This is a genomic window from Pseudoalteromonas sp. APC 3224, assembly GCF_030407535.1.
Taxonomy (GTDB): Bacteria; Pseudomonadota; Gammaproteobacteria; order Enterobacterales; family Alteromonadaceae; genus Pseudoalteromonas.
This window is the reverse complement of the sequence record NZ_JASDDF010000009.1, coordinates 114,484-139,517: the sequence shown is the minus strand read 5'-3', so window position 1 is coordinate 139,517 and position 25,034 is coordinate 114,484. Positions and strand designations below refer to the sequence as shown.

Here is a 25,034-nt window from a genome sequence, read left to right as displayed (position 1 = left end):
CACCACATAGGCTCTGCCTTGCCTAAATACCAAACAGACTGCTGCAAATTTAACCTTGAAAGGTCAACAGACCCTAGCCAAATGAAATAGGGCGACGACCCGTTTTTTCATCAACTTTAGGCTTTTTAGTGCGTTTGCGTTTATTTTTAGCCGGCTCTGTTGTTGCTACTGGCGCGGCTTTTTCTGCTGTAACTGTTTCATCAATAACTGGACGTTCTGCTGGAGTGGCATCTTCACTTAACGTTAATTGAAACAACTCGCCATCAAATGCAAGTACATCACCGCTGTATAATTTTTTCCGTTTGATTGTACAAATTTCATGGTTAACACCGACATAGCCTTCGCTAATTAGGTTTTTTGCTTGACCACCACCTTCAACAAGATCTAATACCTTTAATAATTTGCACAGCTCTATAGGCTCTTCTTCTAACTCAACTTCTATATATTCTTCGTTCATCATGTTTCTCAGTGGGGGTGGTATTAGCTGTAGTATAAAGGCTCAGTGGCTATTTTGCACCAAAGTGAGCTTGTTAGGTGAGTTGATTATGTGATTTTTTATGAAACTTTGTATCTCTTTTTATAGTCTTTAAAAAAAACTGAAGTAATTCAGGGTTAAGCTTCACGCGAAAAAAATTACACATTGGCGCGCTAATTGCCAATATCGGCCGTATAAGAGATTGAATATAAATAATGGAGTAAAACATGGGCATAAGATTAGCGATGAAAAAAGAGCTAATGGGCTTAGAGCATTCAGATCTGTTAACCGCTGATGATGTAAGAGCGCATCTAGCACAACAGGTAAAAGAAGACACTGAACGTGGCTTTTCAGTTATCTCTAAGTTTAACGATACCCATAGCCAGCTAACTAGCGGGCTTAAAACCAAACAAAGTGAGCTAGTATTTGAGCGTCATCGGTTATTTAATGAAGTGCTGTACAAACGTCAGAGTGTCGATGCATGGCTAAATAACCAGACTTCAGGTTAAACAGCCAAATAAATTAAGTTGCGATTTTAAATCACTCCTTTAGACTACACTTGTAATCAGCGGGGGTGATAATGAAAAATGGAACTTTAGCGTGTGCACTCATGCTATTGTTGAGTGCATGCCAACAGCCTACAGTGTATATATTTAGTAAAGGTTTATCGGACTCACAGCGCCAGCAGTTAGAGGCCGCACTCAAAACACAATCCCTACCTTACGAATATGTTGAGCATGACATTCCTCGGGAATTTGGCGTAGCTACTTTACTATTATCAAATGATAGAATTTTACGCCAAGAAACAGAGCAGTTAGCTACTATTATGCAAGGGTTAGGCTATCAACCCGAAATTAGCTACACCACACGCGCAAATCACTTTTATGGTGATGGTAATATCGGTTTTTACCTAAAAAATACTAATGCAGACGACGCTTTTACCATGCCTTCTCGGTTGCGAACAACCCAGTGCGAAAAAGATGAGTTTAATGACCTAGTCGTAACCTTTACTGATCAACATGCTGAGTTCACATTAATCAGCGGCGCAAAAGTCACATTGAAATGGGAATATTTATACGGCTATTTAGTTATTTACTACAGCAATTATTCACAAACCTACACTCATTCACAGCCATTGGTTAAGACTCCTTTTGGCGAAAAACCATCAGACACATATACCATAACAGCCCATGTAAATAAGCCAGGCTGGCTTAATTGCTCAATGCAGGTTGTTTATATGGATTAAGTTAACTGTTAACCGTGCTCTTCTATATGCTCCGAGAGTTTTGCAATGCGCAGGCTCATACCTTCAATAATACGGTCTTTAATTTTTTCGCGTATGACATTAGGTAGGCGGGTGAGAGCATCTGCAGTTATAGCCAGTACTATGGCGCTTTCTTTGGCGCGTGCATTAATACTGCGCTCTCGGTTATTAATAAATGCACCTTCACCAATAAATTCACCAGGTTCTATACTGCCCAGTTCCAGTAGGTGATTGTGTTTAAACACCATTAAAGATCCACTAAGCACAATAAACAGTCGCTTGTCGTTATCAAACTCTTTAAATAAAAACTGATTTTTATTTATTAAATAAAGTAAACCAAACGACTCAAGCAAAATCTGGCGCTCATTGAGTGTGAATTCTTTAAAAAAATCTAAGCGATTTATAATTTCCATTTGCTTAAACAAAGGGATGTTTTCAATTAACTTCATGCTTTCTCTATGCTTCTAACAATCAGCTAATATTGCGCTCTTTTAATTTTCGGGTCAACGTATTACGACCCCAACCAATTTTTACGGCAGCTTCTTGCTTATGGCCAGAACAATTAGCGAGGGCTGTTTTGATTAAGCGGGTTTCTAGCTGGGCTTGAATATCCGGCCAAATATTTTCTTTACCTTGTTTAAATTCTTGATTAAGCCACTGCTGAAATGAATCTAGCCAATCCCCTTCTTGGGTTGCGGCGGCATTATCAATAATTTCAGGAGGTAAATCTTGCTCGCCAATCAGCTCTCCTGGCGCCATAACGGTTAACCAGCGGCAGGTGTTTTCAAGTTGGCGAACATTCCCAGGCCAATTAAATAAACACAATTGTTTAATTGCTTTAGGGCTTAATACTTTGCTATCTACTTGCAGGTCTTTTGCACTTTTATGTAAAAAGTGTAGCGCTAAGCGCTCTATATCTTCGGGACGCTCGCGTAAAGCAGGTAAACGCAGGCGAACCACGTTTAAACGATGAAATAAATCATCCCTAAACTTACCTTGCTTTACCAGCTCTTCTAAATTTTGATGGGTAGCAGCAATAATGCGTACATCTACTTTTATACTTTGATGACCCCCCACGCGATAAAATTCGCCATCGGCCAATACACGCAATAAGCGGGTTTGTACATCCAGTGGCATATCACCGATTTCATCCAAAAATAAGGTACCGCCATTCGCTTGTTCAAAGCGGCCTTTACGCACGCTATCAGCCCCGGTAAAAGCGCCTTTTTCGTGGCCAAACAGTTCAGATTCAACTAATTCTTTAGGGATGGCGGCCATATTAAGGGCTATAAATTGGTTTTCTTTACGCGGGCTGTGGTTATGTAAAGCGCTGGCAACCAACTCTTTACCTGTTCCTGACTCACCGTTGATGAGTACGCTCATACTTGATGCTGACAGCTTACCTATAGCACGAAACACTTCCTGCATAGCCGGGGCTTCACCAATAATATGGGCACTTTTGGGGGGCGCGCTTTTACGTTTGGTTTTTTTAGTTGAATTAGCTCGATACGCACTTTCCACCAGTGCAACCGCTTCATTTAAATCAAACGGCTTGGCCAAATACTCAAATGCGCCTTTTTGGAATGCATTAACGGCTGAATCAAGGTCTGAGTGGGCGGTCATAATGATCACAGGTAGCCCTGGCGTTTGCTCTGCTATTAGCTCAAGTAATGCCATACCGTCCATGCCAGGCATTCGTACATCGGAAATTAATACACTAGGTTGACTAAATTTTAGCGCGTTAAGTACATTTTGCGCATCTGCAAAACTTTCTACTTCAAACCCTGCGCGAGTCAGTGCTTTTTCTAGTACAAAGCGAATTGAGGCATCATCATCTACAAGCCAAGCTGTTTTCATGCAAACTCCAAAGTATTAATCTGTAAACGGCAGATAAATATTAAATTCAGTATGTCCCGGCCAACTATCACATTCGATATAGCCGTCATGTTGATCAATCAAGGTTTGCGCTATAGATAGTCCAAGTCCCGAGCCACCTTCTTTATTGGTAGTCATAGGGTAAAATAAGGTGTCGCGTAAATTAGCATCAATACCTGGGCCGTTATCCATTACTTGAATAAGTAGTGCCTTTTTAGGGGCTTTGCCAGGACGACGATGCTGGTAATTAATCCGCGTTTTTATTTTTATTTCGCCACCATCTATCAATGCTTGTTGTGCATTACGCACAATGTTTAGCACTACCTGTTGAACTTTGCTCTGATCAATATAAACATCAGGAATACTTGGATCGTAGTCTTTCACTAACCGAATATCGCGGTTGTTATCTAAGGTACTGAGTTTTACAACCGACTCTAATGTTTGATGTATATTGCCATACGATTTTTGCGGCAGCTGATTAGGCCCAAGGAGTCTATCAACTAATTCACGCAATCGATCGGCTTGTTCAATTATCAGTTCTGCACATTGATCTCTTTCTTGCTGATCACCTTCATATTGCAATAATTGCGCCGCCCCGCGAATTCCACCCAGTGGGTTTTTAATTTCATGAGCTAAACCGCGAATTAAGTTGCGTGCAGCTTGGTATTGATGCATTTGATTTGAGACTTGATCGTGCTTTATTTCGTCATCAGTTTGTCGACATTCAAATAAAATATAAAAGGTATCGTTATGCTTTATTCGTCGTGTGCTGACCGCTAACTTTGCATGGCGAGAATCGATAAACACCACGTCAGCTCTATGCTGGTGGCAGTCTACACCATCAACCAACGAATACTGTGCAATACGTTTTAAGTCTATAGAATGGTAATTAAATAAATCATCGAACGCTTGTCCTGGTAAGCGCTTTTCGCCTAAGCCAAGTAATTCACTGGCACTGGTGTTGGCGTAAATGAGTGTAAAGCTCTCATCAAGTAACATCAGGGCGGTGGTTTGGTTTTGCCAAATTATATTTAGTAGCTCTGGGCTAAAATGTGTTTTGTTAATCATTATTGCACCATTTTAGTGCGCCTGGGGAGGTAGGCAAGGTTTTTAGTAAAATATACGCTAATTGTGCGTACTTAACTGCAATTACCGACCTATATTAAGGCCTTTGCGATGCATAAAAAATACACTCTCAGGGCTAGTTGCAATTACTTGGTTTTGTTTATTATAAAGTTTAACTTGTAGTGTGTGTTGCCCGCGCTCTACATCTCTTAACGCCAGCGTAGTGGTGTCACTAGGTTCACCAATGGCAACGCCATTTAAAAATAAACCAATGGTAAATCCAGCTTCAAACCGAGGCGCAATCTGAGTTGAAACATACACAGAGCCGGTGTTTTCTCTTATAGTTTGGTTGGGCTCTGGCGAAGTAATACTAATTTTAAACTTTACCGCTGTTTTAGTTGGTGAAGTATCAAGAATATCAGTATTTGTTGCAGGCATGTTGAAGTGTTGGCTAGTGAGTTTTACCTCTTTAGCACCAGGTTGAGGGGTATCTGAAAAAACCAGTACACCATTTTTATCTTTCCATGCGTAAATTTTTTTATTATTCGCATGGCTATTAAGGCTTAATATTAAAGCTATTAATAGCAATAAAACCTTACCTATCATCCTGCTAACCTGCATTGTTAAAACATACTTTACTTTAGTGTAGAACCGTTAAATTTACCATAAAAAAAGCCCGCAGAGCGGGCTTAAAACACACATTATTTATCGGTTAATAAATTAACAGCTGTAGTACATTTCAAACTCAACTGGGTGAGTTGTCATGTTAAGTTTTTCAACTTCTTTTGACTTAAGTGCAATGTAAGCATCGATTAGGTCGTTAGTAAATACGCCACCTTGGTTTAAGAACTCACGGTCTGCATCTAATGCCGCTAGTGCTTCATCTAATGAGGCTGCCACTGTTGGAATTTCTGCTGCTTCTTCAGCTGGTAAGTCGTATAAATCCTTATCCATCGCATCGCCAGGGTGAATTTTGTTTTTAATTCCGTCAAGGCCAGCCATAAGCATTGCTGAGAAAGCAAGATATGGGTTAGCAGTTGGATCTGGGAAGCGCACTTCAATACGACGACCTTTTGCAGATGGAACCACTGGAATACGAATTGATGCTGAACGGTTACGTGCAGAGTATGCAAGCATTACCGGTGCTTCAAAGCCGGGTACTAAACGTTTGTACGAGTTAGTTGACGCGTTAGCAAAAGCATTGATTGCTTTAGCATGTTTGATGATACCACCAATGTAGTAAAGCGCGTCTTCAGAAAGACCGCCGTACTTATCACCTGCGAATAAGTTTACGCCGTCTTTAGCTAAAGACTGGTGACAGTGCATACCTGAACCGTTATCGCCAACAACAGGCTTAGGCATAAAGGTTGCTGTCTTTCCGTATAAATGAGCCATGTTGTGTATAACATATTTCATTTCTTGGATTTCGTCTGCTTTTAATACCATAGTGTTAAAACGAGTTGCGATTTCATTCTGACCGGCAGTCGCCACTTCGTGGTGATGTGCTTCAACAACTTGCCCTAGCTCTTCAAGAACTAAACACGTTGCAGAACGCCAATCTTGGAAATCATCAACAGGTGCAACTGGGAAGTAACCGCCTTTAACACCTGGACGGTGGCCTGTGTTGCCATCTGCATATTCTTTATCTGAGTTCCAAGCTGCTTGCTTAGAATCAATTTTATACATTGAGCCTGACATGTCAGACTTGTATTTAACGTCGTCAAATACGAAAAACTCTGGCTCTGGACCAAATAAAACGGTATCAGCAATACCAGTAGAGCGCATGTACTCTTCAGCGCGTTTAGCTACTGAGCGTGGGTCGCGCTCATAACCTTGTAATGTAGAAGGCTCAACCACGTCACAACGAACGATTAGCGTTGTTTCTTCTGTGAAAGGGTCAAGCTTGATTGAATCTGCGTCAGGTAATAACACCATGTCTGATTCATTAATGCCTTTCCAGCCAGCAATTGAAGAACCGTCGAACATTTTTCCATCTTCAAAAAAGTCTTCATCAACTTGATGATGAGGAATAGAAACATGTTGCTCTTTACCTTTTGTGTCAGTAAAGCGTAAATCAATGAACTTAACGTCATTTTCTTTAATAAAATCTAAAACCGATTGTGACATGTGTCCTCCAACTATTGGGTTTTATTATTGCTGCTTAGATACTTTAAATACTAACAAGCTGATTTTATGCCACTATTATAATCTATTGTTTTTTATGTAAAAATATATAAACAACATAAAGGTGATATAGATTAAGCACTATTTTGGTGCGTAATAATTCCAAAAAGGTGCAACATTTACAGAGTCATAATTGCTTGCAAATTAATCACCTTAGACTAACACAAAGAAAATGCAAAATGCGCAGTAAAGTCGCTTTAAATTAACTCAAAACCACCTTTTGAGATAAATTTATAAAAATTAATCATCAAAATTAATTATTTTAAAACAAAGGGTTAATTATTTTATTGCGAAAGTTTGAAATTTTATTTTGGATAAACTTTCATCCATTCCATTTATAGGGGATAATATGCGCCCTTTTAAATCCTATGCTGGGACATCTCGTGAAAGCGCAGGTGAGTACGTATAGCCCCCTGCAGGATCAATGAGATCAATTTCTCTGAGTGAACATATGAGTATCGAAAAGTTAAGAAATATAGCAATTATCGCCCACGTTGACCACGGTAAAACAACACTGGTTGATAAACTACTTGAGCAATCAGGTACATTAGAAACACGCGGCGGTAATGAAGAGCGCGTGATGGATTCAAACGACATTGAAAAAGAACGTGGTATTACCATTTTAGCGAAAAACACCGCTATATCTTGGAATGATTACCATATCAATATCGTAGATACTCCTGGACACGCCGACTTCGGTGGTGAAGTTGAACGCGTACTTTCGATGGCTGACTCAGTACTACTACTTGTTGACGCTCAAGAAGGCCCAATGCCACAAACGCGTTTCGTAACGCAAAAGGCATTCGCGCAAGGCTTAAAGCCAATCGTTGTTATCAATAAAATTGATAAGCCAGGTGCTCGCCCTGATTGGGTTATGGATCAAATCTTTGATTTATTCGACAACCTAGGCGCAACTGATGAGCAGTTAGATTTTAAAGTAATCTACGCATCAGCAATCAATGGTTGGGCTACATTAGATTTAGACGAACCATCAGATAACATGGAACCTATGTTTAAGATGATCGTTGACGAAGTATCACCACCGGATGCAGATCCTGAAGGTGACTTCCAAATGCAGATTTCACAGCTTGATTACAACTCTTATAAGGGTGTAATTGGTATTGGTCGTATTAAACGTGGTTCTGTTGCACCTAACCAACAAGTTACGGTTATCAGTGCAGACGGCACAACTCGTAACGGTAAGATTGGTTCAGTACAAAGCTACTTAGGCCTTGAGCGTATTGAAACTGATAAAGCTTACGCTGGTAACATCGTAACAGTAACAGGTTTAGGCGAGCTTAAGATTTCAGATACGCTTTGTTGCCCTAACAACGTTGAAGCATTACCACCACTAAGTGTTGATGAGCCAACAGTAACAATGACGTTCTCTGTAAACAACTCTCCTTTCTGTGGTAAAGAAGGTAAGTTTGTAACATCACGTAATATTCGTGAGCGTTTAGACAAAGAATTAGTACATAACGTAGCACTTCGTGTTGCTGATACAGATAACCCAGATAGCTTCCGTGTATCAGGTCGTGGTGAATTACACCTAGGTATCTTAATCGAGAACATGCGTCGTGAAGGTTACGAGCTTGCTGTTTCTCGTCCAGAAGTAATCTTACGTACTGTTGATGGTGTGTTAGAAGAACCGTATGAAACACTTACAATTGACTGTGAAGAAGAGCATCAAGGTTCTATCATGGAGCAAATTGGTCTTCGTAAAGGTGAGCTAACTGACATGGCACCAGATGGTAAAGGCCGTATGCGTATGGACTTTATGATCCCAAGCCGTGGCTTAATCGGTTTTCAAACTGAGTTCATGACATTAACGTCGGGTTCTGGTTTACTTTACCATACGTTCGACCACTACGGTCCGCACAAAGGTGGCGAGCTAGGTGTTCGTAAGAACGGCGTAATGATTGCAAACGCAACTGGTAAAGCACTTACTAACGCATTATTTAACTTACAAGAGCGCGGCCGTTTATTTATCGGTCACGGTGTTGAAGTTTATGAAGGTATGGTTATCGGTATTCATAGCCGTGATAACGACCTTACAGTTAATGCACTTAAAGGTAAGCAACTTACTAACGTTCGTGCATCTGGTACAGATGAAGCACAAACACTAACACCAGCACTTAACTATTCACTTGAGCAAGCGCTTGAGTTTATTGCTGATGATGAGTTAGTAGAAGTAACACCTGAGAACATTCGTATTCGTAAGCGTCATTTAACTGAAAATGAGCGTAAACGTGCGGGTCGTGCTCCTAAGTCATAATCTATTAATTTAGAATAATGATTTTAAAAGCCGCTGTATTGCAAAATACAGCGGCTTTTTTGTTTTTAAAGTAAGAGAAGCTTTCAGTTTTTAGTTATCAGTATTGAGCTCTAAAAGCGCAGCGCCTCTTACCCTCTTTGTAAAAAATTCACTTAAAAATATTTACACAAAGAGAAGAGAATGAGAAGTAAAAGAGTAAGAGCTAAAACAACTGATAATGTAAAACCCCTATTTTTTTGGTTTCGTTGCACTCAACCCAACAAAAAGGCCAGTTCGCTAACTTCATCACTTTTTCGGTAGTAGAGTGATTTTTCCAAACACATCAGCATCTATATAGCCAAGGTTGCGACTGCCGTTAACAGGCTGTACTTCGTGTGAACCTATGAAGTGCTCACGAACTTTACTGCCGTCGTTATCGCAATATGCGAGCATAAAACCGACTACTTGCTTTGGCGTTAATTTAAGCGGAGTGTTTTGTGCGCCTTGTTGATAATCATTCGGGTAGAGTTTTATCGCCACTTCCCACGTGATGTTATAGGGCGCAGTGGTATTGCGTTTCCAGTTACTAACTAAATGGTCGGTATATAAATGCGCTTTTTTATCAGGCCCATAATCGGCAGCTTGGTTATCAAGGCCAATATGATAAGCAAATGCTGTATGGTTAAATTTGTGATTACCACCAGATGCGTCGCTATCAATAAAAACTTCAAGGGCATCATCATCCCAATATTTTACCGTTGGATCTGGGTGCGTATCAATTAGTACATCATCAGCAATATCGGCTTGCAAGTAAAGATAATCTTCATCCCACAGTAATTTGTAGCGACCTTTAAAATCCTTGTCTGAGTCTGGTAGGGTGCCGTCCATTAAGTATGGCATATTATGCCAAGTGGCTTTGTCCCATGCACTTTCAGAAACCCCATCAATAGTAATAGCTGTTGGTGTATGACTAACGTTAATAGCCATGAGGGCTGGGTAAAAAGTAAGCTAAAAGCAAGTAGTGTTTTTTTCATTAGTCATCTCATCAATTAAGGATGATTTAGCTTGGCTTAAATAGCTATTAAAACCAATCTCGTAGTCTATTTTTATACTAACTGATTGTGCCTGCTATGCTGTCTTTTAATGCGAGCATTAATAAATGCGCACTTTCTCCAGACATTTTAAAAGGATTAAAATCAATGGAGCCTGAAAACTTGAGATTCAGTGATTCGGTTAGCTTAGATTGCGGTACATAGCCCATTGACCATTTTTCAAACTCTCTTTCAGGAATTTGGGTATAGTTGAGCATAATTACATTATGGTGACGTTTATCGTTTAATATTTGTTGGTAGGTATTATTTACAGCGGTTCTAGAGCCTTCCAGACATTGTAAAAAGTAATCATTGCTAAAACTAACATGCCGGTGACGTTTGTTTTTACATTATAGGTTCTAGCACTTTGTAAAATATTTTCTATATCTTCAGGCCCAAAATCACTACTTATTTTGCTGGCGTAAATAAGTCGTACAAGAAACATAAAACCTCCACACTTTTTAGTTAATTAAACATAGTTCAGCAGAGAAGTTATTACTAATTTTGTAAATGACTGATTAAAGTTTAATACTCTCACCTTCATTAAAAATATGCAGGGGTATTTTCGAGCCCATCTTTTTGTGCATATACAATAAACGCAGTAAAGCTGAATGACTCGTGCGATCGCCCATTTTCCATGATGAGTTACCGTATCCCCAAGGTATCATTATTTTACAGTTAAGTTCTTGTGCTGCTGTTAGAGCGTCTTCTGGGGTTGTATGAACGTAACGATACCATTTAGGGTTGTCTTCGCTGTAGTAAGAAGCTATAGGCATTAAGCACACATCAATATCGCCATATTTTTGTTGTATATCGCTGAAGTGTTTTGAATAGCCAGTGTCGCCTGCAAAAAATAAGGAGCTGCCATTTTGTTCAAGTAGCCAGCCATTCCATAAGTCTTTATCGTTGTCTTCATAAATAAAGGGCACTAATACACGACTGCTAAAGTGATGAGCAGGCAAGGCATGGATAGCTAAATCGCCAATATTTGTTTTTGCATACCACGCCATTTCACTAATATTAAACCCGCCTGTGGGGAAGTTGTCGGCCATGCCTAGTGGTGTTAAGTAGCGAGGTTTATTACCGATCTCTTCTATATCTGCTTTATTAAAGTGATCGTAATGAATATGCGAGTACATCACAGCGTCTAAGTTTTTCAGTTCACTATCTGTGAGCCAATCGCCGGGCTGTCGGTAAAACCCAGAGGCTAGTCTAAATGCTAAATCTACAGGTGAGTCAAACTGCTCTTTTACAGGATCGAGTAACACTTGCTGTCCGTTAGGCGTGCGGATCATAAACCCAGCGTGTCCCAGCCAGCGTAAGCTAAAGCCAGTATTTAAATTAATGGGCAGTTGTTCACCAATAAATTGGCAGTTTTCGCTGTCTTTTTCGCATTGTAGTTTTGGGCTAGTTGGGTAGCAGTTGCTTTTACAGGTAGTCGGGTAAGTTTTTTTCCCGGGGTAGAGGTTATGAAAGCGTCCTTCTCGCTCGCCTTCTTTATGTAGCGGGGTAATGGTTTGCTCCCCTGCAATAACTTCAACATGGTTAGCTGTTTGGCAGGCGCTGAGCATTGTGCATGCAAGTATTAGGGTGATAGCTTTAAACTTCATTTTACTGTTCTAATTATTATTTTGTAAAAGTATAACAACAACAGCGGATTAACGAAGAGCTTAAAGGTAACAAAAAGTAACAATAAAAAAGCCTACAATTTAGTAGGCTTATTAAACGGACTTATAGTAATTAGCCCACGGTATTCATTTGCTCAATAAATTTATTTGAGTCTTCAATCGACTTATTCATGTCATTCATGAGTAACTGAATATCACGCTTAAGGTTAGTAAACTCACCTTTTATAGCGGCTACCGCTTGTGCGTTTAAGTTATGTTTTAAGTAAAGCACGTTATCTTGTAAAGACGATAATACTGGCTCCATTTTGCTCTCAGCGCTGCGCATTGAGCGAAGTAATTGGCTAAATTGGCGCTGAGTTGCAGCTAGTTTTTTACTGCTTTGACGCTTAAGTGAGGCGCTTTTGTATTGCTCTAACTCATCGCTCCACTCATCAAACAACGCATCAGCAACATCTTCTACTTTATTTATGTTACTTGATACTTCATTTGCCGCCGTTAAGCTCGACTCGTAATCGTCATTAAGTTGATTGTAAGCGTCTTGCAACTCACCACCATCGAAATTAATTAAAGTAGTTAGACGCTCGAGTGCTGATTGAAATTCTTCTTGCGACTCTTGTTGTGAGTCTTTCGTTTCTTCAACGCGATCAATAAGGATGTCACGTTTATGGACACCTACTTTTTCCATTGCCGAATAATAAGCCGACTGACAACCTGAAAGCATCAGCATTAACGAGAGTATGGCTGTCCCTAATAATGTTTGTTTTTTCATCTGAATTCCTATTTACGAGTGTTAATGCTGTAAATTATGGCCTTGATTGTTATTATAATCAAAAGCTCACCAACAAAGTTAATTGTATGAATGATAAGCTCTCTCATTATAAACAGCAAGCTAAGGTGTTTCTAAAACAGCAACCAGGCTGGTGGATGCAATATTTCAATCGCTGTATAGACGATCAAATAACCATTAATGCAGGGTATTTAGCATACGTTACCTTGTTGTCGTTGGTTCCGTTGATAGCGGTGGGTGTGGCAATCTTCTCTGCTTTTCCGGGGTTTGAATCGACCCGTTTAGCCATTGAAAGTTTTTTATTTACTAACTTTGTGCCGACTTCTTCCGATGTTATTAAAGAACATATTAGCTCGTTTGCTGGTAATGCTAATCAAATGACGGCGGTAGGTATTGGTTTTTTGGCAGCCATTGCCTTGCTACTTATTCGTAATGTAGATGCCACACTAAACCGTATTTGGCGAGTAAAGAAAAAACGCCCAATGATGATATCCTTTGCTGTGTATTGGATGGTACTGAGCTTGGGACCTGTACTACTGGGTGCGAGTATTGGTGTCACCTCTTATATTGTGTCACTAGTGTCGTTTGCTGATCAGGGGATCCCTGGGTTTAGTGGTTTTTTATTAAAACTACTCCCTTATGCTATTTCTATGGCAGGTTTTATCATGCTGTATACCTTAGTGCCGAATACGCGAGTTTCATTTAGGGCCGCTATTCCTGGTGCACTGTTTGCTGCAATGTTATTTGAGTTAACCAAAAAAGGCTTTGCTTTATACATTAGCCATTTTCCATCATACGAAGTGATTTATGGTGCGGTAGCAACCATTCCTATTTTGTTTGTATGGGTATACTTGTCGTGGGTAGTCGTGCTACTAGGTGCTGAATTTACTGTGTGTATTAACATGCAACATTACAATAAAAAAGAGCAACAAGCAGAGGGTAGTGAATAAATGCAAGGACTAATTCAACGGGTAACACACGCTAACGTAGCAATAGAAAAACAGATTGTTGGCGAAATAAAGCAAGGTATTGTATTACTGCTTGGTGTTGAAAAAGAAGATGATGAGCGTGTTGCTGATAAACTATTGCACAAAGTCAGTAATTATCGAATTTTTAGTGATGAAAACGATAAAATGAACCTCAGTCTTAAAGACATACAAGGCGAGCTATTAGTCATATCGCAATTTACACTTGCAGCTAATACCAAAAAAGGCATGCGTCCTAGTTTTTCATCGGCAGCCACACCAGATCAAGCGCAAGCATTATATAATTACTTTGTTGAGCAGGCTAAATTACTCGGTATAAAGGTCGCTACCGGTGTATTTGCAGCCGATATGCAGGTTAGTTTATGTAACGACGGTCCGGTTACCTTTAATTTAACCGCTTAAAGTGTTTTTTCTACAACCACAATGTGATTCACAAATCCGGTGATCTTTTTAATACTAACGGCTCCCCCAAACACGCGCTTAAGCACAAGTTGTAGCTGCGTAAGTTGGGAGCTATGTTGCGATAAAAAGTTAATAAATAAGATGCCCTGCTGAGCAAGCGCCTCATAAATTGTTTGATAAAAACATAAATCGAATAAGAATCTAGGGGCGTCTAGTTCACTAAATAAATCTAAAATAATCCAATCTATATTCACCGCTGACTTTAAAACTGTTTGTGCGTCTTCACAGTAAATTTGGCCCTGTTCATTAAGGGCAAAAAAATCTTGATAACAGTCAATTATATGAGGGTTTTTTTCTACTGAAGTCAGCTGTACTCGAGGGTACTGCTTTAACAGGTAGTTGCGTATGGCACCGCCACCTAAACCGAGCTCAAGTATTTTTTTAGGCGCTGGTCGTTGCTGCCAAACCGTTGCTAAATAGGCAAGGTGAGGAAACAGTAATACTTGTGGGCTCCGGGTTAAAATAACTGATTGCAAGGTGTTGTTAATAAGTAGCCAGCGCAGTTGTTGATGCTCTCGAACTTGTATATTTATGCCATGTTGATTATGCCAATAAAGTAACTGGCCTAGTGATGAACTATGCTCAATAAAGTGCCTGCTGATCAGGCCACTGCTATCATGGATATATTTATTCATGGTATTGAGCATAAACCAGCAGGGGTAAAGCGCAATCGATTTTGTCATTAATTTTTTACAGTCATTTATAGAAAACCAAAGTCGTATTTGCAGTTTTACCCAGATCGAGTATGGTGTTTTTCACAAAATGCACAGCGTAATATTTTTACATTTTTAATTTATGGAGTCTGTATGTTTCAAGTGAGCACCCCTCAAAGTAGTGAAGACTGGCAAGCCTATTATCAATTACGCTGGCAAGTTTTACGTGCACCATGGGGCGAACCTCGTGGTTCTGAGCAAGACGATTTAGAGCAAGAAGCTGAACACCGCTTTATTAAAAATAAAGCAGGTGAAGTACTGGGTGTGGCGCGTTTGCACTTTAATAATCAGCAACAAGCTCAAGTACGTTATATGGCGGTTGCAGAGGGTAACCGTAATCAACATATTGGCAGTCGCTTATTACATGAGCTAGAAAAAATAGCGTGGAATCAAGATGCTGATGAATTAGTGCTGTTTGCTCGCGAACGTGCCCTGGAATTTTATCAGCGCCATGGCTACGAAAATAAAGAAAAAGCGCATTTAGCCTATGGTGATGTTCAACATTATAAAATGGTTAAGCTTAAGCCGAGTGAGCCAGGTTGGTTTCGTCACCCTAATTGGACTCAAGTACTGCAAAATACATGGCGTGAATCAATCCCTATTAGTGATGCAATGGGGATAAAAGTAGAAAGCTACACCGATTGGCAATTTACTACTCGTGCAGATTTAAATGCTAACTTAAACTTACACAACACCATGTTTGCAGGCTCTATTTATAGCCTAGCTACACTAACGGGTTGGGGAGCAACGTACTTAGCATTAAAAGAAGCCGGACTTGAGGGTAATATAGTGTTAGCCGATGCTAATATTAAATACTTAAAACCACTTAATACCGACCCTAAAGGCTGTGTTGATATTCAAACCTGTAAAGGTAACTTAATAGAGTTACAAGAGGCGGGTAAGGCGAGCTATTTAGTGCCAGTAACCATTTTTGATGGTGATCAAATAGTTGCTCAGTTTGAAGGGCAGTTTGTGGTTAAAAAGTAATAAGAATAAACGAAAAAGCCAAGCGAGTTGCTTGGCTTTTTTATTAGCGGTTATTACAGTAAGTCAGTCAGTAATATACCGACACCAAAGCGTTCAATATCGGCGTTATAGTCTATTAAACTCTCACCATAGCCATTAAAGTACTGCGCATAGCCGCGTACTCTTCCCCATAGAGGGAATGACCAATCAAGCTGAATTGCCCCGCGGTTATCTGAATTTAAATTATTACGAGTCATAAAACTAAATTCATGATCGTGAAAGCGATACGCGCCACCAAATTCAAAGTAACCCATGTATTTATAGATATCAGGGTTATCGTCACCTCGTGCATCTAACGGCGCAGGCTTTTCATTTTCAGGAATGCGGTACCAAGGCTTAAAGCTGAATACAAAGCCGTCATTTTCCCAAATGAAATCGGCATATATACGGTTCCAAGAACGCGAGTTTGGTTGACTACGGCCATTTGATTGGTGCGAAATACCAATGGCTATTGCCATTTCATCGCCCCATAAAACGTTTTCAGGGTCTAAGTAATTAATCCAGAAAATTTCTGGTTCGTAATTAGTCTCACGAAAAGGAGATGAAATATCGTCGTTATATACTTGCCAGTATGACTGCAGTGTAAAGCCAAAAAATATAGCTTGGTCTGAGTCGGCAAACTCATCATACAAAGGTACTTTAATTGATAACTGATATTTAGCTTCTAGGTTATCGAGAGGGTCGCCATCTTTTTTATCGGTTAATTCTGCAAATCCATCAAACGGGCGAGTGTTTGGGTTCGACATATATGAAACCGGTAAAATATAATTACGTTTATGCGGCGTAATTACATTACGATTCTTTTTGCCAACCGCTTCACGGGCTTGGCGTTTATCGATAGCTGTTAGCTGCTTGCTTTCTTCAACTGCAGAGCATTTTTCGCGCAATTGATCGAGGGTTTGCTTACCGTCTCCACCTATCACTTCATTTAATATACATTGTTTAACCAGCTCAAGTTCATTGTTTTGCTCGTTTTTTGCTGTTTCTTCAGCAATAACAGCAGTACTTAGTAATGTTGAGAGTAGTATCCAGTGGCGCCAACTCATTATAATTCCTTTGTAAGTGAGGGAAGTAACAGATTTGTGGTGATTATAGCGCATTTTTAACACGTATACGGTGAATTTGTCCTGAACTTTAATAAAGCAAAAAGAAAAGCGACCTAAGTCGCTTTTACTTGGTAACTAGCTAATAGCTCGCTAGTTAGACTCTCACGCAATGAGAAGGGGTGAGCTAAAGCTCAAAAACGTTTGTAAAAAACTTATAAAGCTCAGTTCCTTGGTTCACACTAGCTGAGGCAAAATGCAATATCGCAATCGCATCAAGATCAAAGCTTAATGTTTGCAGTGGTTGTTCGCTTAGGTAGCGTTCCATTCGCAGTATTTTAGCTATAGGTTCGCCCGCTTTAATGTGCCCACCAAGAGGGGCTAAGTATTCAACCATGCCACCCATAGGTGCATAGTAAGCAATATAATCATTTAGTTGGCAGCCATACCTTGTCATCACCTTTGGCTTGTAGGAGGCATCAACAAATACTTGCTTATGATTTAAATAACTTAAAATACTATTGGCATCGTCTAGTGCCGCGCTTAAATCTATTTTTTCTTGGCTTCCTAGCTCTACCGTAAAGGCTTCAACTTGTACGTTAAAATTTCGGCCTTGCTGAGCAAGTTGCTCGCTAAGTTGCCACCATGGACAAAAGCTCGCTTCATCCATTGCCCCATCAAAGTCATTAGGGATCACTAGCACATGGGGAATATTAAAGTAACGGGCACTTTCTGTGGCATATTCAGGACAATATAAGTGCTGACTAGAAATAGGGCCAGTGTGTAAATCTAAAACAATATCAGCCTGATGCGCTAGTCTTTGTAAGTTTAGCGCTATGCGTTTACCCGTTGTTAAACGATAGTCTGGGCCATTAAGTTGCTGCTCAACATCATTAATTAACGCGGTTTTAAATGCTGTTTTTAGAGCTGTATCGTCAGCGTCGCAGTATTGCTTTGCAAACTGTGATGCAAGCTGATTATTACAGTGATACATACGATTCCAATTAGTCCCCGTAATAGGATCGAATCGGCCAAGCGTAAATTCGCCCGATTTTTGATTACAGCCAATGGGGTTAGCGTAGGGGACTAAGGTAATGTCACCTTTTAAATTAAGGTTTTTTAGCTGTTCAAGTAGCTGATAAATAACCGCGTTACCTTGTACTTCGGCACCATGCATATTAGCTTGTATATACACACTTGGGCCTGTGCCATCGCCCTTTAAACGATAGACAGGAATAGTCAGTGGTAGGCCATTTGCCACTTCACCAACTACAATGTTTTCTTGGCTTATAGCTATGGTGTTATTCATCTTTTTTATCTCAAGTAGTGGCTTGCATCTTCTGCTTGTCGCACGCAACTCAATACGCCATTGTGGATAACATATTCACCGGCCAGCTCATGGCATAAAAAGTACGGCATACTTTCGGTAAAACCGTAGGCACCGCATTGACTAAATACTAGCCAGTCTTGCTCATTTAAATCACTGGGTAATTGGTGCTCTCCTAAGCAATCAAGTGCAGTACATAAGGGGCCGTATAGGCTCATTGCTTGATTTGCTGCGTTTGAATCTCGTAATAAACGCGCAGGGAAATCTTGACTGGTGACCGCAGGGCGCAATAAATGATTAATGCCGCCGCTCATAATCACCTGTTGTTGGCCGTAATTTAGTTTACGCTCAACAACAGGTGTGGCGTAGTGGCCGCATTCGCCTACAGCGTAGCGACCTAGTTCCATCCATAGCTCAGTAACCCCCGCATCGCATTTAATTTTTGCAAGCGCCTCTATGAGTGCATCCCAACTTAGAGTGGGCGTATCAAGCGTATAGGGAATACCTAAACCACCACCTAAATCCAGCACCTTGAGGTTAATATTTAAATCCTCAGCAAGTTGCCTTAACGGCGTAATCATTTGTGTCCACAGCTCAGCGAGTTTGTCGCTGCTAAGCATGTTGCCCCACTGAAAAATATGCAGACCGTCAAAATTAAGTGCACAGTAGTCACTGGTATTTAGCGCCTGCCACTCGTCGCACCCTAAGCCAAATGGAGTAAGACTATCGCCCCCTAGCGGGTTTTTATCACCCTCGGGCCAGCGTAATTGTACCCTTAATAAAACCTGCAACTGGCACTGCTGAGCAATCGCTTGTTCGTTGAGCCAACGTACCTGATTGAGACTTTCGGCCACAAAGGTACGCACGCCACGCGCAATAAAGTGCTTAATTTGTTTAGGGCTTTTTGCAGGCCCCGTGTTGAGCACGCGTTCACTGTTAATTCCTTGAGCAAGGACTTGCTCAAGCTCGCCTTTACTGGCGACATCAAAGTTAAAACCAGCGTTATTTAAGCGTTGGATCACGCTAGATAACGGGTTCGCTTTAACTGCATACCAGAGTTTTACCTCGGTTTGTGCCACTAAACGCGTTAAATGTGTGTTTAGTGAATCAAGATCATAAACAAAAAAGGGCGTATCAAGCTCAGTTGCTAGCTTATCAATAGCGGTTTTAACGGGCGTGCTCAAAAAGGTCATTAACGTAAAACCTCTTCAAGCAATAATGACGCATCACTTTGCTCGTCACGGTATTTAACAATTAACGCACACGACATGCTTAAGCCTTGCTCGCGCGCCCAATCGTTTGACGCAGGGCGAGAGCCTGGGATCACAATCGCGTATTCAGGGATTGCTTCGCCTTTATCAAGCTGGCGCTCATTTACGCAGTCATAAACAGGGATGGTTGCAGATAAGCGAACACCTGGGGCAAGTACCGCGCCTTTTTTAACTACCACGCCTTCAACAATCACACAGCCTGCACCAATGAATGCATCGTCTTCTATGACCACAGGGCTGGCACCAATGGGCTCAAGTACTCCGCCTAATTGTACCGCTGCGCTTAAATGCACATTTTTACCTACTTGAGCACACGACCCTACGAGCGCGTGGCTATCTACCATAGTGCCCTCGTCAATAAATGCACCAATATTTACGTACGCAGGTGGCATAATAATAGTGCCTTTGGCAACATGTGCACCACGGCGCACACTTGAACCACCGGGTACCATGCGAACGCCTGCTGTGGCTTCAAAGCTTTGCGGCGCTAAGTTATGTTTATCAACAAAACCGCCAGCAAACTCGGTGTTTTGACCGTTTTTAAAGGCTTCTAAAATGCCTTGCTTTACTTCTACGTTAGCGTGCCATTGGCCGTTTTCGTCTTGTGTTGCTGCGCGAACCGCGCCCGTTTCTAAATTATTTAATAGTTCTAACCAGCTCATTATAAAAACCTGTATTTAATGCCAAGATAAAATGGTGTTGTTTGCCGATGAAATGTCATCTGTGTGTGTCAGCTCAAGGTGTGTTAAAGGTGGACGTAAATGCGGACTGCTAATACGCCCTTGTAAATGCATTAACACTTTGACTGGGATAGGGTTTGCTACTGAAAATAAGCTATTGATAGCGCTAGACCACTGGACAAAAAGATTAGGGTGTTGGCCGCTTAAACTGCGCTTTACAAACTCATGGGTTTGCACTGGCCATGCATTGGCTGCAACCGACACTAAACCTTTTGCACCTGCTTGGGCAAAATAAGGCATGAGGGCATCGTCACCACTAAAAATGGCTAGTTCAGGCGCTGCTTGTCGATAGGCTTCAAATTGAGAGATAGAGCCACTGGCTTCTTTCAGTGCCCATAAATTTTTATGTTGTTTGAGGTTTTCAATGGTTGCAATGGGAATGCTAACCGCACTACGTCCTGGTACGTTATAAAGCATACAAGGATGAGAACTGGCATTGAGTAAGCTTTCAAACCAATGCGTTTGCCCCACTGCACCGGGTTTGGCATACAAAGGCGAGCCGAGTAAAAAACCATGGATAGGCAGCTGGTTGCAGTAATTAACCCATTCAAGCTGTTGCTTTAAGTTACTACCGCCTACCGTAACCATAAGGGGGACGCTCGGCTGTAATTGGCAGACATGCTCTACGATGGCTTGCTGTTCTTTGAGGGTAAGGGCTAACCCTTCGCCGGTGCTACCTAGCAGTAAAATGCCATTGTTAGCGGCTTCTTGTTCGGCCACCAAGGTGTCTAAGGTTGCGTAATCAACTAGGCCATTTTGATCAAATGGGGTGATCAGCGCAGTCCATAAATGGAAATTGTTAATATTGAAGTTGTTGATCATCTCTCACGAACTTATAGGGCATTCGTCGAGTTTTTGGCGGGTATTTAGGATGCCTGACTCTTTGAATGTGTTTATAATTCGAAGAGCGAATGGGCTTAAATAATAGGGCGCACGGCCTTATTATACTAAGACCAGAAGCTCTCCACCAAATATGTTATTGGTGACAGTCGCTAGGATTCAGCCTAGTCGCCCGAAGCAACCTTTCACAAAAAAGTGTTACCTCTCGGCGTTAATTCCCCTCACGTATGCTCAATGGAGTTTGCGCTCCTAACATACGCTACCTGAATAACGCACCTCTTCCAGCCCTTTGCACTTGCTATTGAAAAATCAATCAGCAAATACAATGTAATAGGGTAAGTGTGGCGATTAAACCACTTTAGCCGTCTAGGTGTCAAGTGACTAAATATAGATAGATTCATCCTGATTGACAGTTATTACGTATTAGCTGCTTTTCTCGTACACTAGTACTATTGTCGAAGTAAGGTATTAAGCAGATGGAAAAATTTAGTGATATTTATAAGCGAGCGGTAGAGCGAAAGGGCTCTGAAAAAATGCTTAAGTTGTTACTCGCAAAACCTTTATCAACAAAGCAACTCGTCACATTAAGTGATGATGATTGGCTAGAAGAATTTACTCGGAAAGTTTTTCAAAGTGGTTTTTATTGGTCGGTGATCAACAGTAAGTGGGCCGGATTTAGAGAGGTTTTTTGGGATTTTAGTGTTGAAAAGCTATTGATGATGCCACCAGACATGTTAGAACAAAAAGCCAGTGACGAACGGATTGTGCGCAATTATAAAAAAGTAAAAACTATTACTGAAAATGCGTATATGATCCACGAAGTTGCAGAGCAATACGGCAGCTTTAGTGAGTTTATTGCTAACTGGCCAAGTGAAGATATTATTGGCTTGTGGGCGTATTTAAAAAAGCATGGTGCAAGGCTTGGTGGTAATACCGGCCCTTATGCGCTGCGCGCCTTAGGAAAAGATACTTTTTTACTTTCAAGAGACGTAGAAAGCTATTTGCGTGCCCATAAAATTATAGATGGCGGATTACAAACTAAAAAGTCACTAAGTGCGGCGCAGGCATTCTTTAATGAACTGCAGCAGCAAAGCGGCTTAAGCATGCAAGAGCTAAGCTTAATTGTCGCTTATGGTGTAGGTGACAATCGCGTAGGTATCAGCCAAAAACAATAGGATTAAACATGAAATTAGTGCCAAGGTATACCGACATTGGTGAGGGGTTTGCAATTAGCGATCATCCAGCCAAGGTGACAGCGCCACAGTTATTGTTATGGAATGAGCCCCTAGCTAAGCAATTTAATATACAGGTGAGTGCCGATTCTCGAGCAAATATATTTAGCGGTAATGAACCCCAAGCGATTTCTGCGGTGGCACTGGGATATTCTGGTCATCAGTTTGGTCACTTTTCACCGCGACTAGGGGATGGTAGGGCACATTTGCTCGGTGCGATTAGCGATGATAAAAATCAGCTTTGGGATCTGCAATTAAAAGGCGCTGGTGCTACGCCATTTTCGCGCGGAGGCGATGGCCGCTGTGCATTAGGTCCAGCTATTCGTGAGTACGTAATGAGCGAAGCTATGCACGCGCTTGGCATTCCAACAACGCGTTGTTTAGCCGTGGTTGGCAGTGGCGAAACCGTTTATCGCAACCCACCTCAACCAGGTGCTATTGTAACCCGACTCGCCAGCAGTCATATTCGGGTGGGCTCGTTTCAATATTTAGCCACTCAAGGTGACGTTACTAGCCTAAAAAACTTAGCCGACTTAGCCATTCAAAGACACTATCCCGAGATTAACAGCACTGGCGCTCAGCGTTATTTAGATTTTTTAGCCGCAGTGATAACCAATCAAGTTAACTTAGTCGTAAGTTGGATGAGGGTGGGGTTTATTCATGGGGTAATGAATACCGACAACACCTTAATTAGTGGTGAAACCATAGATTACGGTCCATGTGCCATGATGAACCAGTTTGATTTTGATACCGTGTTTAGCTCTATTGATAAACAAGGGCGTTATGCGTTTGGTAATCAGCCAAACATGGCAAGTTGGAACTGTGCCCGCTTAGCAGAGAGTCTAATAGCGCTGATCAGTGACGATGACGAGCAAGCGGTGGCAATGATGACGCCTTTAATTGAGGGCTTTTCAACGCAATTTAATCAGCAATTTAGCGCTATGTGGGCACAAAAGTTAGGGCTAACAATAGCTGATGATAAAGATAATGAGCTGGTGGGGGAGTTACTAGGGTTATTAAAACAACACCAGCTTGATTATACCAATACTTTTAATGCACTCACTGAGTCGTTAAATGGGCAAGCTGAAATACCATTAGCACTTACCTCTTGGGCACAGCAATGGCAAACACGAACTAATGAGCACAGCTATCAAGTGATGCGACAAGCCAATCCGAGCGTGATCCCACGTAACCATATTATTGAAGATATTATTACGCAGTACACTACGCATGGGGATAGTGAGCTACTCAGTCGTTTTAGCAAAGTGATGTCGAGCCCTTACACAAGCCATGCGCAGGCCACTGAGTTTCAAACGCCGCCCGAAGATGATAAGAATTATCGTACTTTTTGCGGTACTTAAGTATGGTTTATTGCATTTTAAAATGAATATAAAAGGTCATTTTTTACCCCAGCGACGTTCATTCATAGAGCAAACTATGAACGGGTGATACCATAACTCCATAAAAGCCAGTGATCGTGTGGGGTTTAAAGCGATTGTTTGCTTTTTGAGCTAGCCTGTGTTCATCGACATTTTTTATGAGCTAGTTTTATTATCCTAGATATTGAAAAAATATATTTGCGTTAAGTATTGATTAACAAAGACTCAGTTACTGTATAGGTAAGTTAGAAGAGCTAGCAATGCTTAGCTACATTTTTAGTTGTTAAAATGGGAAGAAAACAATGAAATTAAAATCACTTACAATGGCTATTGCGTTAGCTGCAACTAGCGCATCTACTTTCGCAGCCGAGCAAGAAGGCTTTTACATCGGTGCATTCGGCGATTATTACGATGCTTCGTGGAAAAACATGCGTGAGCAAGCTGGCCTTGACGTTAATGAGTCAACAGGCTGGGGTGCTGAATTAGGCTACCGCTTTAATGATTACTGGAGTGCGCGTTTAGAGTACGCAGACCTAGACTTTAATGCTCACGACAAAGTATTGAATAACCGCAACGATATTGACGGCGAACGTTACGGTATCGATGCACTTTACCACTTTGGTGGCGGTCCTTTCTACGGTTTATTTGGTCTGAAAGATATTGATGTTGTTGATGACAACACGTTTGTAAACGCAGGTGTAGGTTACCGACACTTTGTTACAGACAACTTTTTTGTTAATGCTGAAACCAGTGTTTACCAAGGTTTAGACAAAGGCTACACAGATGTTGGCGCTAAATTAGGTATAAACTACTTCTTTGGTCAAAAATCGGCGCCAGTAGCACCGGTTGAGCCTGCTCCTGAGCCTGTGGTTGAAGCTGCAGTAGTTGCTCCTCTAGATAGTGACAACGACGGCGTGATTGATGCTAATGACAAATGCGCCAACACACCAGTAACAGATGCAGTTGATAGTGACGGGTGCACTTTATACGAAGAGTCTAAAGTAACTACTAAGCTATTAGTCACTTTCCCACATGACTCAGCCATTGTTAAACAAAGATATTTTGATGATATAGCTGCGGTATCAAAATTCATGAAAGAGTATACAGATACAACTGTACTACTTGAGGGTCATGCTTCAGCAGTGGGTGATGCTGGCTACAATAAAAAGCTTTCTCAAAAGCGTGCAGACGATGTTGCCGATGAGTTAGTAAAAGATGGTATTTCAAGAGAGCGTATCAGTACAATAGGTTATGGTGAGGAGCGTCTTGTAAATAAAGCGAATACGGCAGAAGCACACGCAGAAAATCGCCGTGTTGAAGCGCATATATCAACCGTTGAGCGCGTAAAAGTTAAACGTAAATAGTACTACTACTTTACAAACAACCCAGCTT

The 25,034-nt window shown here is 41.1% G+C and carries 24 protein-coding genes, 2 pseudogenes and 1 riboswitch; of the genes and pseudogenes, 9 read left to right on the top strand and 17 right to left on the bottom strand.

The annotated features are described in order from the left end of the window. Positions 1 to 73 precede the first annotated feature (73 nt). A complete protein-coding gene (locus tag QL989_RS06900) occupies positions 74 to 457 on the bottom strand; it encodes an RNA-binding S4 domain-containing protein (protein ID WP_008108378.1) in 384 nt (127 codons plus the stop codon). Positions 458 to 702: 245 nt separating this feature from the next. Between QL989_RS06900 and QL989_RS06895 the strand changes: the two genes are divergently transcribed. Both QL989_RS06895 and QL989_RS06890 read left to right on the top strand, forming a co-directional pair. Further along, entirely contained in the window at positions 703 to 984 is a 282-nt protein-coding gene (locus QL989_RS06895) for a hypothetical protein (RefSeq protein WP_008108379.1), read from the top strand. Positions 985 to 1,055: 71 nt separating this feature from the next. Further along, positions 1,056 to 1,721 carry a hypothetical protein gene (locus QL989_RS06890; RefSeq protein WP_290169268.1) on the top strand — a complete coding sequence of 222 codons (666 nt, stop codon included), beginning with the start codon at positions 1,056 to 1,058 and terminating at the stop codon, positions 1,719 to 1,721. Between the two features lie 8 nt (positions 1,722 to 1,729). Here the strand turns inward: QL989_RS06890 and QL989_RS06885 are convergent, their stop codons facing one another. The 5 genes from QL989_RS06885 to glnA all read right to left on the bottom strand — a co-directional run bounded on the left by QL989_RS06885 (position 1,730) and on the right by glnA (position 6,806). Further along, positions 1,730 to 2,188, bottom strand: coding sequence for a cyclic nucleotide-binding domain-containing protein (locus QL989_RS06885; RefSeq protein ID WP_008108381.1), 459 nt, complete (start codon positions 2,186 to 2,188; stop codon positions 1,730 to 1,732). 22 nt (positions 2,189 to 2,210) lie between these two features. Beyond that, positions 2,211 to 3,596, bottom strand: coding sequence for a nitrogen regulation protein NR(I) (ntrC, locus tag QL989_RS06880; RefSeq protein WP_010391999.1), 1,386 nt, complete (start codon positions 3,594 to 3,596; stop codon positions 2,211 to 2,213). Positions 3,597 to 3,611: 15 nt separating this feature from the next. Then, positions 3,612 to 4,682, bottom strand: a complete 1,071-nt coding sequence (gene glnL / locus QL989_RS06875) for a nitrogen regulation protein NR(II) (protein WP_290169264.1) — start codon at positions 4,680 to 4,682, stop codon at positions 3,612 to 3,614. A gap of 81 nt (positions 4,683 to 4,763) precedes the next feature. Next, entirely contained in the window at positions 4,764 to 5,285 is a 522-nt protein-coding gene (locus QL989_RS06870; protein ID WP_290169262.1) for a DUF4124 domain-containing protein, read from the bottom strand. Between the two features lie 114 nt (positions 5,286 to 5,399). After that, a complete protein-coding gene (glnA, locus tag QL989_RS06865; RefSeq protein WP_010392004.1) occupies positions 5,400 to 6,806 on the bottom strand; it encodes a glutamate--ammonia ligase in 1,407 nt (468 codons plus the stop codon). A gap of 508 nt (positions 6,807 to 7,314) precedes the next feature. Here glnA and typA point away from each other — a divergent pair. Further along, on the top strand, positions 7,315 to 9,138 hold the full coding sequence (typA, locus tag QL989_RS06860; RefSeq protein WP_290169274.1) for a translational GTPase TypA: 1,824 nt from the start codon (positions 7,315 to 7,317) through the stop codon (positions 9,136 to 9,138). Positions 9,139 to 9,423: 285 nt separating this feature from the next. Here the strand turns inward: typA and QL989_RS06855 are convergent. The 5 genes and pseudogenes from QL989_RS06855 to QL989_RS06835 all read right to left on the bottom strand — a co-directional run bounded on the left by QL989_RS06855 (position 9,424) and on the right by QL989_RS06835 (position 12,605). Further along, a pseudogene (locus QL989_RS06855) lies at positions 9,424 to 10,151 on the bottom strand (CBM9 family sugar-binding protein). Between the two features lie 77 nt (positions 10,152 to 10,228). Continuing rightward, the gene (locus tag QL989_RS06850) at positions 10,229 to 10,426 is read right to left on the bottom strand and encodes a hypothetical protein (protein WP_290169279.1); all 198 of its coding nucleotides are present in this window, start codon (positions 10,424 to 10,426) and stop codon (positions 10,229 to 10,231) included. A gap of 6 nt (positions 10,427 to 10,432) precedes the next feature. Continuing rightward, positions 10,433 to 10,653 (bottom strand): annotated as a pseudogene (locus QL989_RS06845) (BLUF domain-containing protein); the annotation flags it as partial. 73 nt (positions 10,654 to 10,726) lie between these two features. Continuing rightward, entirely contained in the window at positions 10,727 to 11,818 is a 1,092-nt protein-coding gene (locus tag QL989_RS06840; protein ID WP_290169256.1) for an MBL fold metallo-hydrolase, read from the bottom strand. A gap of 130 nt (positions 11,819 to 11,948) precedes the next feature. After that, on the bottom strand, positions 11,949 to 12,605 hold the full coding sequence (locus tag QL989_RS06835) for a DUF2959 domain-containing protein (protein ID WP_290169254.1): 657 nt from the start codon (positions 12,603 to 12,605) through the stop codon (positions 11,949 to 11,951). A gap of 86 nt (positions 12,606 to 12,691) precedes the next feature. Here QL989_RS06835 and QL989_RS06830 point away from each other — a divergent pair, with 86 nt between their 5' ends. Further along, the gene (locus tag QL989_RS06830) at positions 12,692 to 13,573 is read left to right on the top strand and encodes a virulence factor BrkB family protein (protein WP_198522395.1); all 882 of its coding nucleotides are present in this window, start codon (positions 12,692 to 12,694) and stop codon (positions 13,571 to 13,573) included. Then, complete coding sequence (dtd, locus tag QL989_RS06825) at positions 13,574 to 14,011, top strand: D-aminoacyl-tRNA deacylase (RefSeq protein ID WP_010392023.1); 438 nt, start codon at positions 13,574 to 13,576, stop codon at positions 14,009 to 14,011. On the opposite strand, the gene QL989_RS06820 is transcribed toward dtd, so the two are convergent. After that, positions 14,008 to 14,754, bottom strand: coding sequence for a fused MFS/spermidine synthase (locus tag QL989_RS06820; RefSeq protein WP_290169251.1), 747 nt, complete (start codon positions 14,752 to 14,754; stop codon positions 14,008 to 14,010). The two genes, dtd and QL989_RS06820, sit on opposite strands and share 4 nt — an antisense overlap. Positions 14,755 to 14,877: 123 nt before the next feature. Here QL989_RS06820 and QL989_RS06815 point away from each other — a divergent pair, with 123 nt between their 5' ends. Continuing rightward, complete coding sequence (locus tag QL989_RS06815; protein WP_138606709.1) at positions 14,878 to 15,771, top strand: bifunctional GNAT family N-acetyltransferase/hotdog fold thioesterase; 894 nt, start codon at positions 14,878 to 14,880, stop codon at positions 15,769 to 15,771. 53 nt (positions 15,772 to 15,824) lie between these two features. Here the strand turns inward: QL989_RS06815 and QL989_RS06810 are convergent, their stop codons facing one another. From QL989_RS06810 to dapA, 5 genes are all read right to left on the bottom strand, one after another. After that, positions 15,825 to 16,856, bottom strand: coding sequence for a phospholipase A (locus QL989_RS06810; RefSeq protein ID WP_055012465.1), 1,032 nt, complete (start codon positions 16,854 to 16,856; stop codon positions 15,825 to 15,827). A 184-nt stretch (positions 16,857 to 17,040) separates the two neighbouring features. Next, positions 17,041 to 18,162 (bottom strand): succinylglutamate desuccinylase/aspartoacylase family protein, encoded by a 1,122-nt coding sequence (locus QL989_RS06805; protein WP_290169247.1) that lies wholly within the window; start codon positions 18,160 to 18,162, stop codon positions 17,041 to 17,043. 5 nt (positions 18,163 to 18,167) lie between these two features. Then, on the bottom strand, positions 18,168 to 19,373 hold the full coding sequence (locus QL989_RS06800; RefSeq protein ID WP_024601193.1) for a PLP-dependent decarboxylase: 1,206 nt from the start codon (positions 19,371 to 19,373) through the stop codon (positions 18,168 to 18,170). Then, entirely contained in the window at positions 19,373 to 20,113 is a 741-nt protein-coding gene (locus QL989_RS06795) for a 2,3,4,5-tetrahydropyridine-2,6-dicarboxylate N-succinyltransferase (RefSeq protein WP_290169244.1), read from the bottom strand. Before QL989_RS06795 ends, QL989_RS06800 begins: the two co-directional genes overlap by 1 nt. A gap of 15 nt (positions 20,114 to 20,128) precedes the next feature. Beyond that, positions 20,129 to 21,013, bottom strand: a complete 885-nt coding sequence (dapA, locus tag QL989_RS06790) for a 4-hydroxy-tetrahydrodipicolinate synthase (protein WP_290169242.1) — start codon at positions 21,011 to 21,013, stop codon at positions 20,129 to 20,131. Positions 21,014 to 21,140: 127 nt separating this feature from the next. Beyond that, a riboswitch (Lysine riboswitch) is annotated at positions 21,141 to 21,320 on the bottom strand. 187 nt (positions 21,321 to 21,507) lie between these two features. On the opposite strand from dapA, the gene QL989_RS06785 reads away from it, so the two are divergent. The 3 genes from QL989_RS06785 to QL989_RS06775 all read left to right on the top strand — a co-directional run bounded on the left by QL989_RS06785 (position 21,508) and on the right by QL989_RS06775 (position 25,006). Then, entirely contained in the window at positions 21,508 to 22,206 is a 699-nt protein-coding gene (locus QL989_RS06785; protein ID WP_128583486.1) for a DNA-3-methyladenine glycosylase I, read from the top strand. A gap of 8 nt (positions 22,207 to 22,214) precedes the next feature. Further along, complete coding sequence (locus QL989_RS06780; RefSeq protein WP_013463813.1) at positions 22,215 to 23,624, top strand: protein adenylyltransferase SelO family protein; 1,410 nt, start codon at positions 22,215 to 22,217, stop codon at positions 23,622 to 23,624. Positions 23,625 to 23,944: 320 nt separating this feature from the next. Continuing rightward, positions 23,945 to 25,006 carry an OmpA family protein gene (locus QL989_RS06775; RefSeq protein ID WP_290169237.1) on the top strand — a complete coding sequence of 354 codons (1,062 nt, stop codon included), beginning with the start codon at positions 23,945 to 23,947 and terminating at the stop codon, positions 25,004 to 25,006. The last annotated feature ends 28 nt before the right edge of the window (positions 25,007 to 25,034 follow it).

Coding starts and splice junctions, on each gene's coding strand:
- glnL (WP_290169264.1), bottom strand. CDS start 4,682: ATGATTAACAAAACACATTTTAGCCCAGAGCTACTAAATATAATTTGG.
- ntrC (WP_010391999.1), bottom strand. CDS start 3,596: ATGAAAACAGCTTGGCTTGTAGATGATGATGCCTCAATTCGCTTTGTA.
- QL989_RS06810 (WP_055012465.1), bottom strand. CDS start 16,856: ATGAGTTGGCGCCACTGGATACTACTCTCAACATTACTAAGTACTGCT.
- QL989_RS06900 (WP_008108378.1), bottom strand. CDS start 457: ATGAACGAAGAATATATAGAAGTTGAGTTAGAAGAAGAGCCTATAGAG.
- QL989_RS06835 (WP_290169254.1), bottom strand. CDS start 12,605: ATGAAAAAACAAACATTATTAGGGACAGCCATACTCTCGTTAATGCTG.
- QL989_RS06775 (WP_290169237.1), top strand. CDS start 23,945: ATGAAATTAAAATCACTTACAATGGCTATTGCGTTAGCTGCAACTAGC.
- QL989_RS06780 (WP_013463813.1), top strand. CDS start 22,215: ATGAAATTAGTGCCAAGGTATACCGACATTGGTGAGGGGTTTGCAATT.
- QL989_RS06830 (WP_198522395.1), top strand. CDS start 12,692: ATGAATGATAAGCTCTCTCATTATAAACAGCAAGCTAAGGTGTTTCTA.
- QL989_RS06885 (WP_008108381.1), bottom strand. CDS start 2,188: ATGAAGTTAATTGAAAACATCCCTTTGTTTAAGCAAATGGAAATTATA.
- QL989_RS06840 (WP_290169256.1), bottom strand. CDS start 11,818: ATGAAGTTTAAAGCTATCACCCTAATACTTGCATGCACAATGCTCAGC.
- typA (WP_290169274.1), top strand. CDS start 7,315: ATGAGTATCGAAAAGTTAAGAAATATAGCAATTATCGCCCACGTTGAC.
- QL989_RS06800 (WP_024601193.1), bottom strand. CDS start 19,373: ATGACCTTTTTGAGCACGCCCGTTAAAACCGCTATTGATAAGCTAGCA.
- QL989_RS06890 (WP_290169268.1), top strand. CDS start 1,056: ATGAAAAATGGAACTTTAGCGTGTGCACTCATGCTATTGTTGAGTGCA.
- glnA (WP_010392004.1), bottom strand. CDS start 6,806: ATGTCACAATCGGTTTTAGATTTTATTAAAGAAAATGACGTTAAGTTC.
- QL989_RS06820 (WP_290169251.1), bottom strand. CDS start 14,754: ATGACAAAATCGATTGCGCTTTACCCCTGCTGGTTTATGCTCAATACC.
- QL989_RS06815 (WP_138606709.1), top strand. CDS start 14,878: ATGTTTCAAGTGAGCACCCCTCAAAGTAGTGAAGACTGGCAAGCCTAT.
- QL989_RS06870 (WP_290169262.1), bottom strand. CDS start 5,285: ATGATAGGTAAGGTTTTATTGCTATTAATAGCTTTAATATTAAGCCTT.
- QL989_RS06805 (WP_290169247.1), bottom strand. CDS start 18,162: ATGAATAACACCATAGCTATAAGCCAAGAAAACATTGTAGTTGGTGAA.
- dtd (WP_010392023.1), top strand. CDS start 13,574: ATGCAAGGACTAATTCAACGGGTAACACACGCTAACGTAGCAATAGAA.
- QL989_RS06795 (WP_290169244.1), bottom strand. CDS start 20,113: ATGAGCTGGTTAGAACTATTAAATAATTTAGAAACGGGCGCGGTTCGC.
- QL989_RS06850 (WP_290169279.1), bottom strand. CDS start 10,426: ATGCTCAACTATACCCAAATTCCTGAAAGAGAGTTTGAAAAATGGTCA.
- dapA (WP_290169242.1), bottom strand. CDS start 21,013: ATGATCAACAACTTCAATATTAACAATTTCCATTTATGGACTGCGCTG.
- QL989_RS06895 (WP_008108379.1), top strand. CDS start 703: ATGGGCATAAGATTAGCGATGAAAAAAGAGCTAATGGGCTTAGAGCAT.
- QL989_RS06785 (WP_128583486.1), top strand. CDS start 21,508: ATGGAAAAATTTAGTGATATTTATAAGCGAGCGGTAGAGCGAAAGGGC.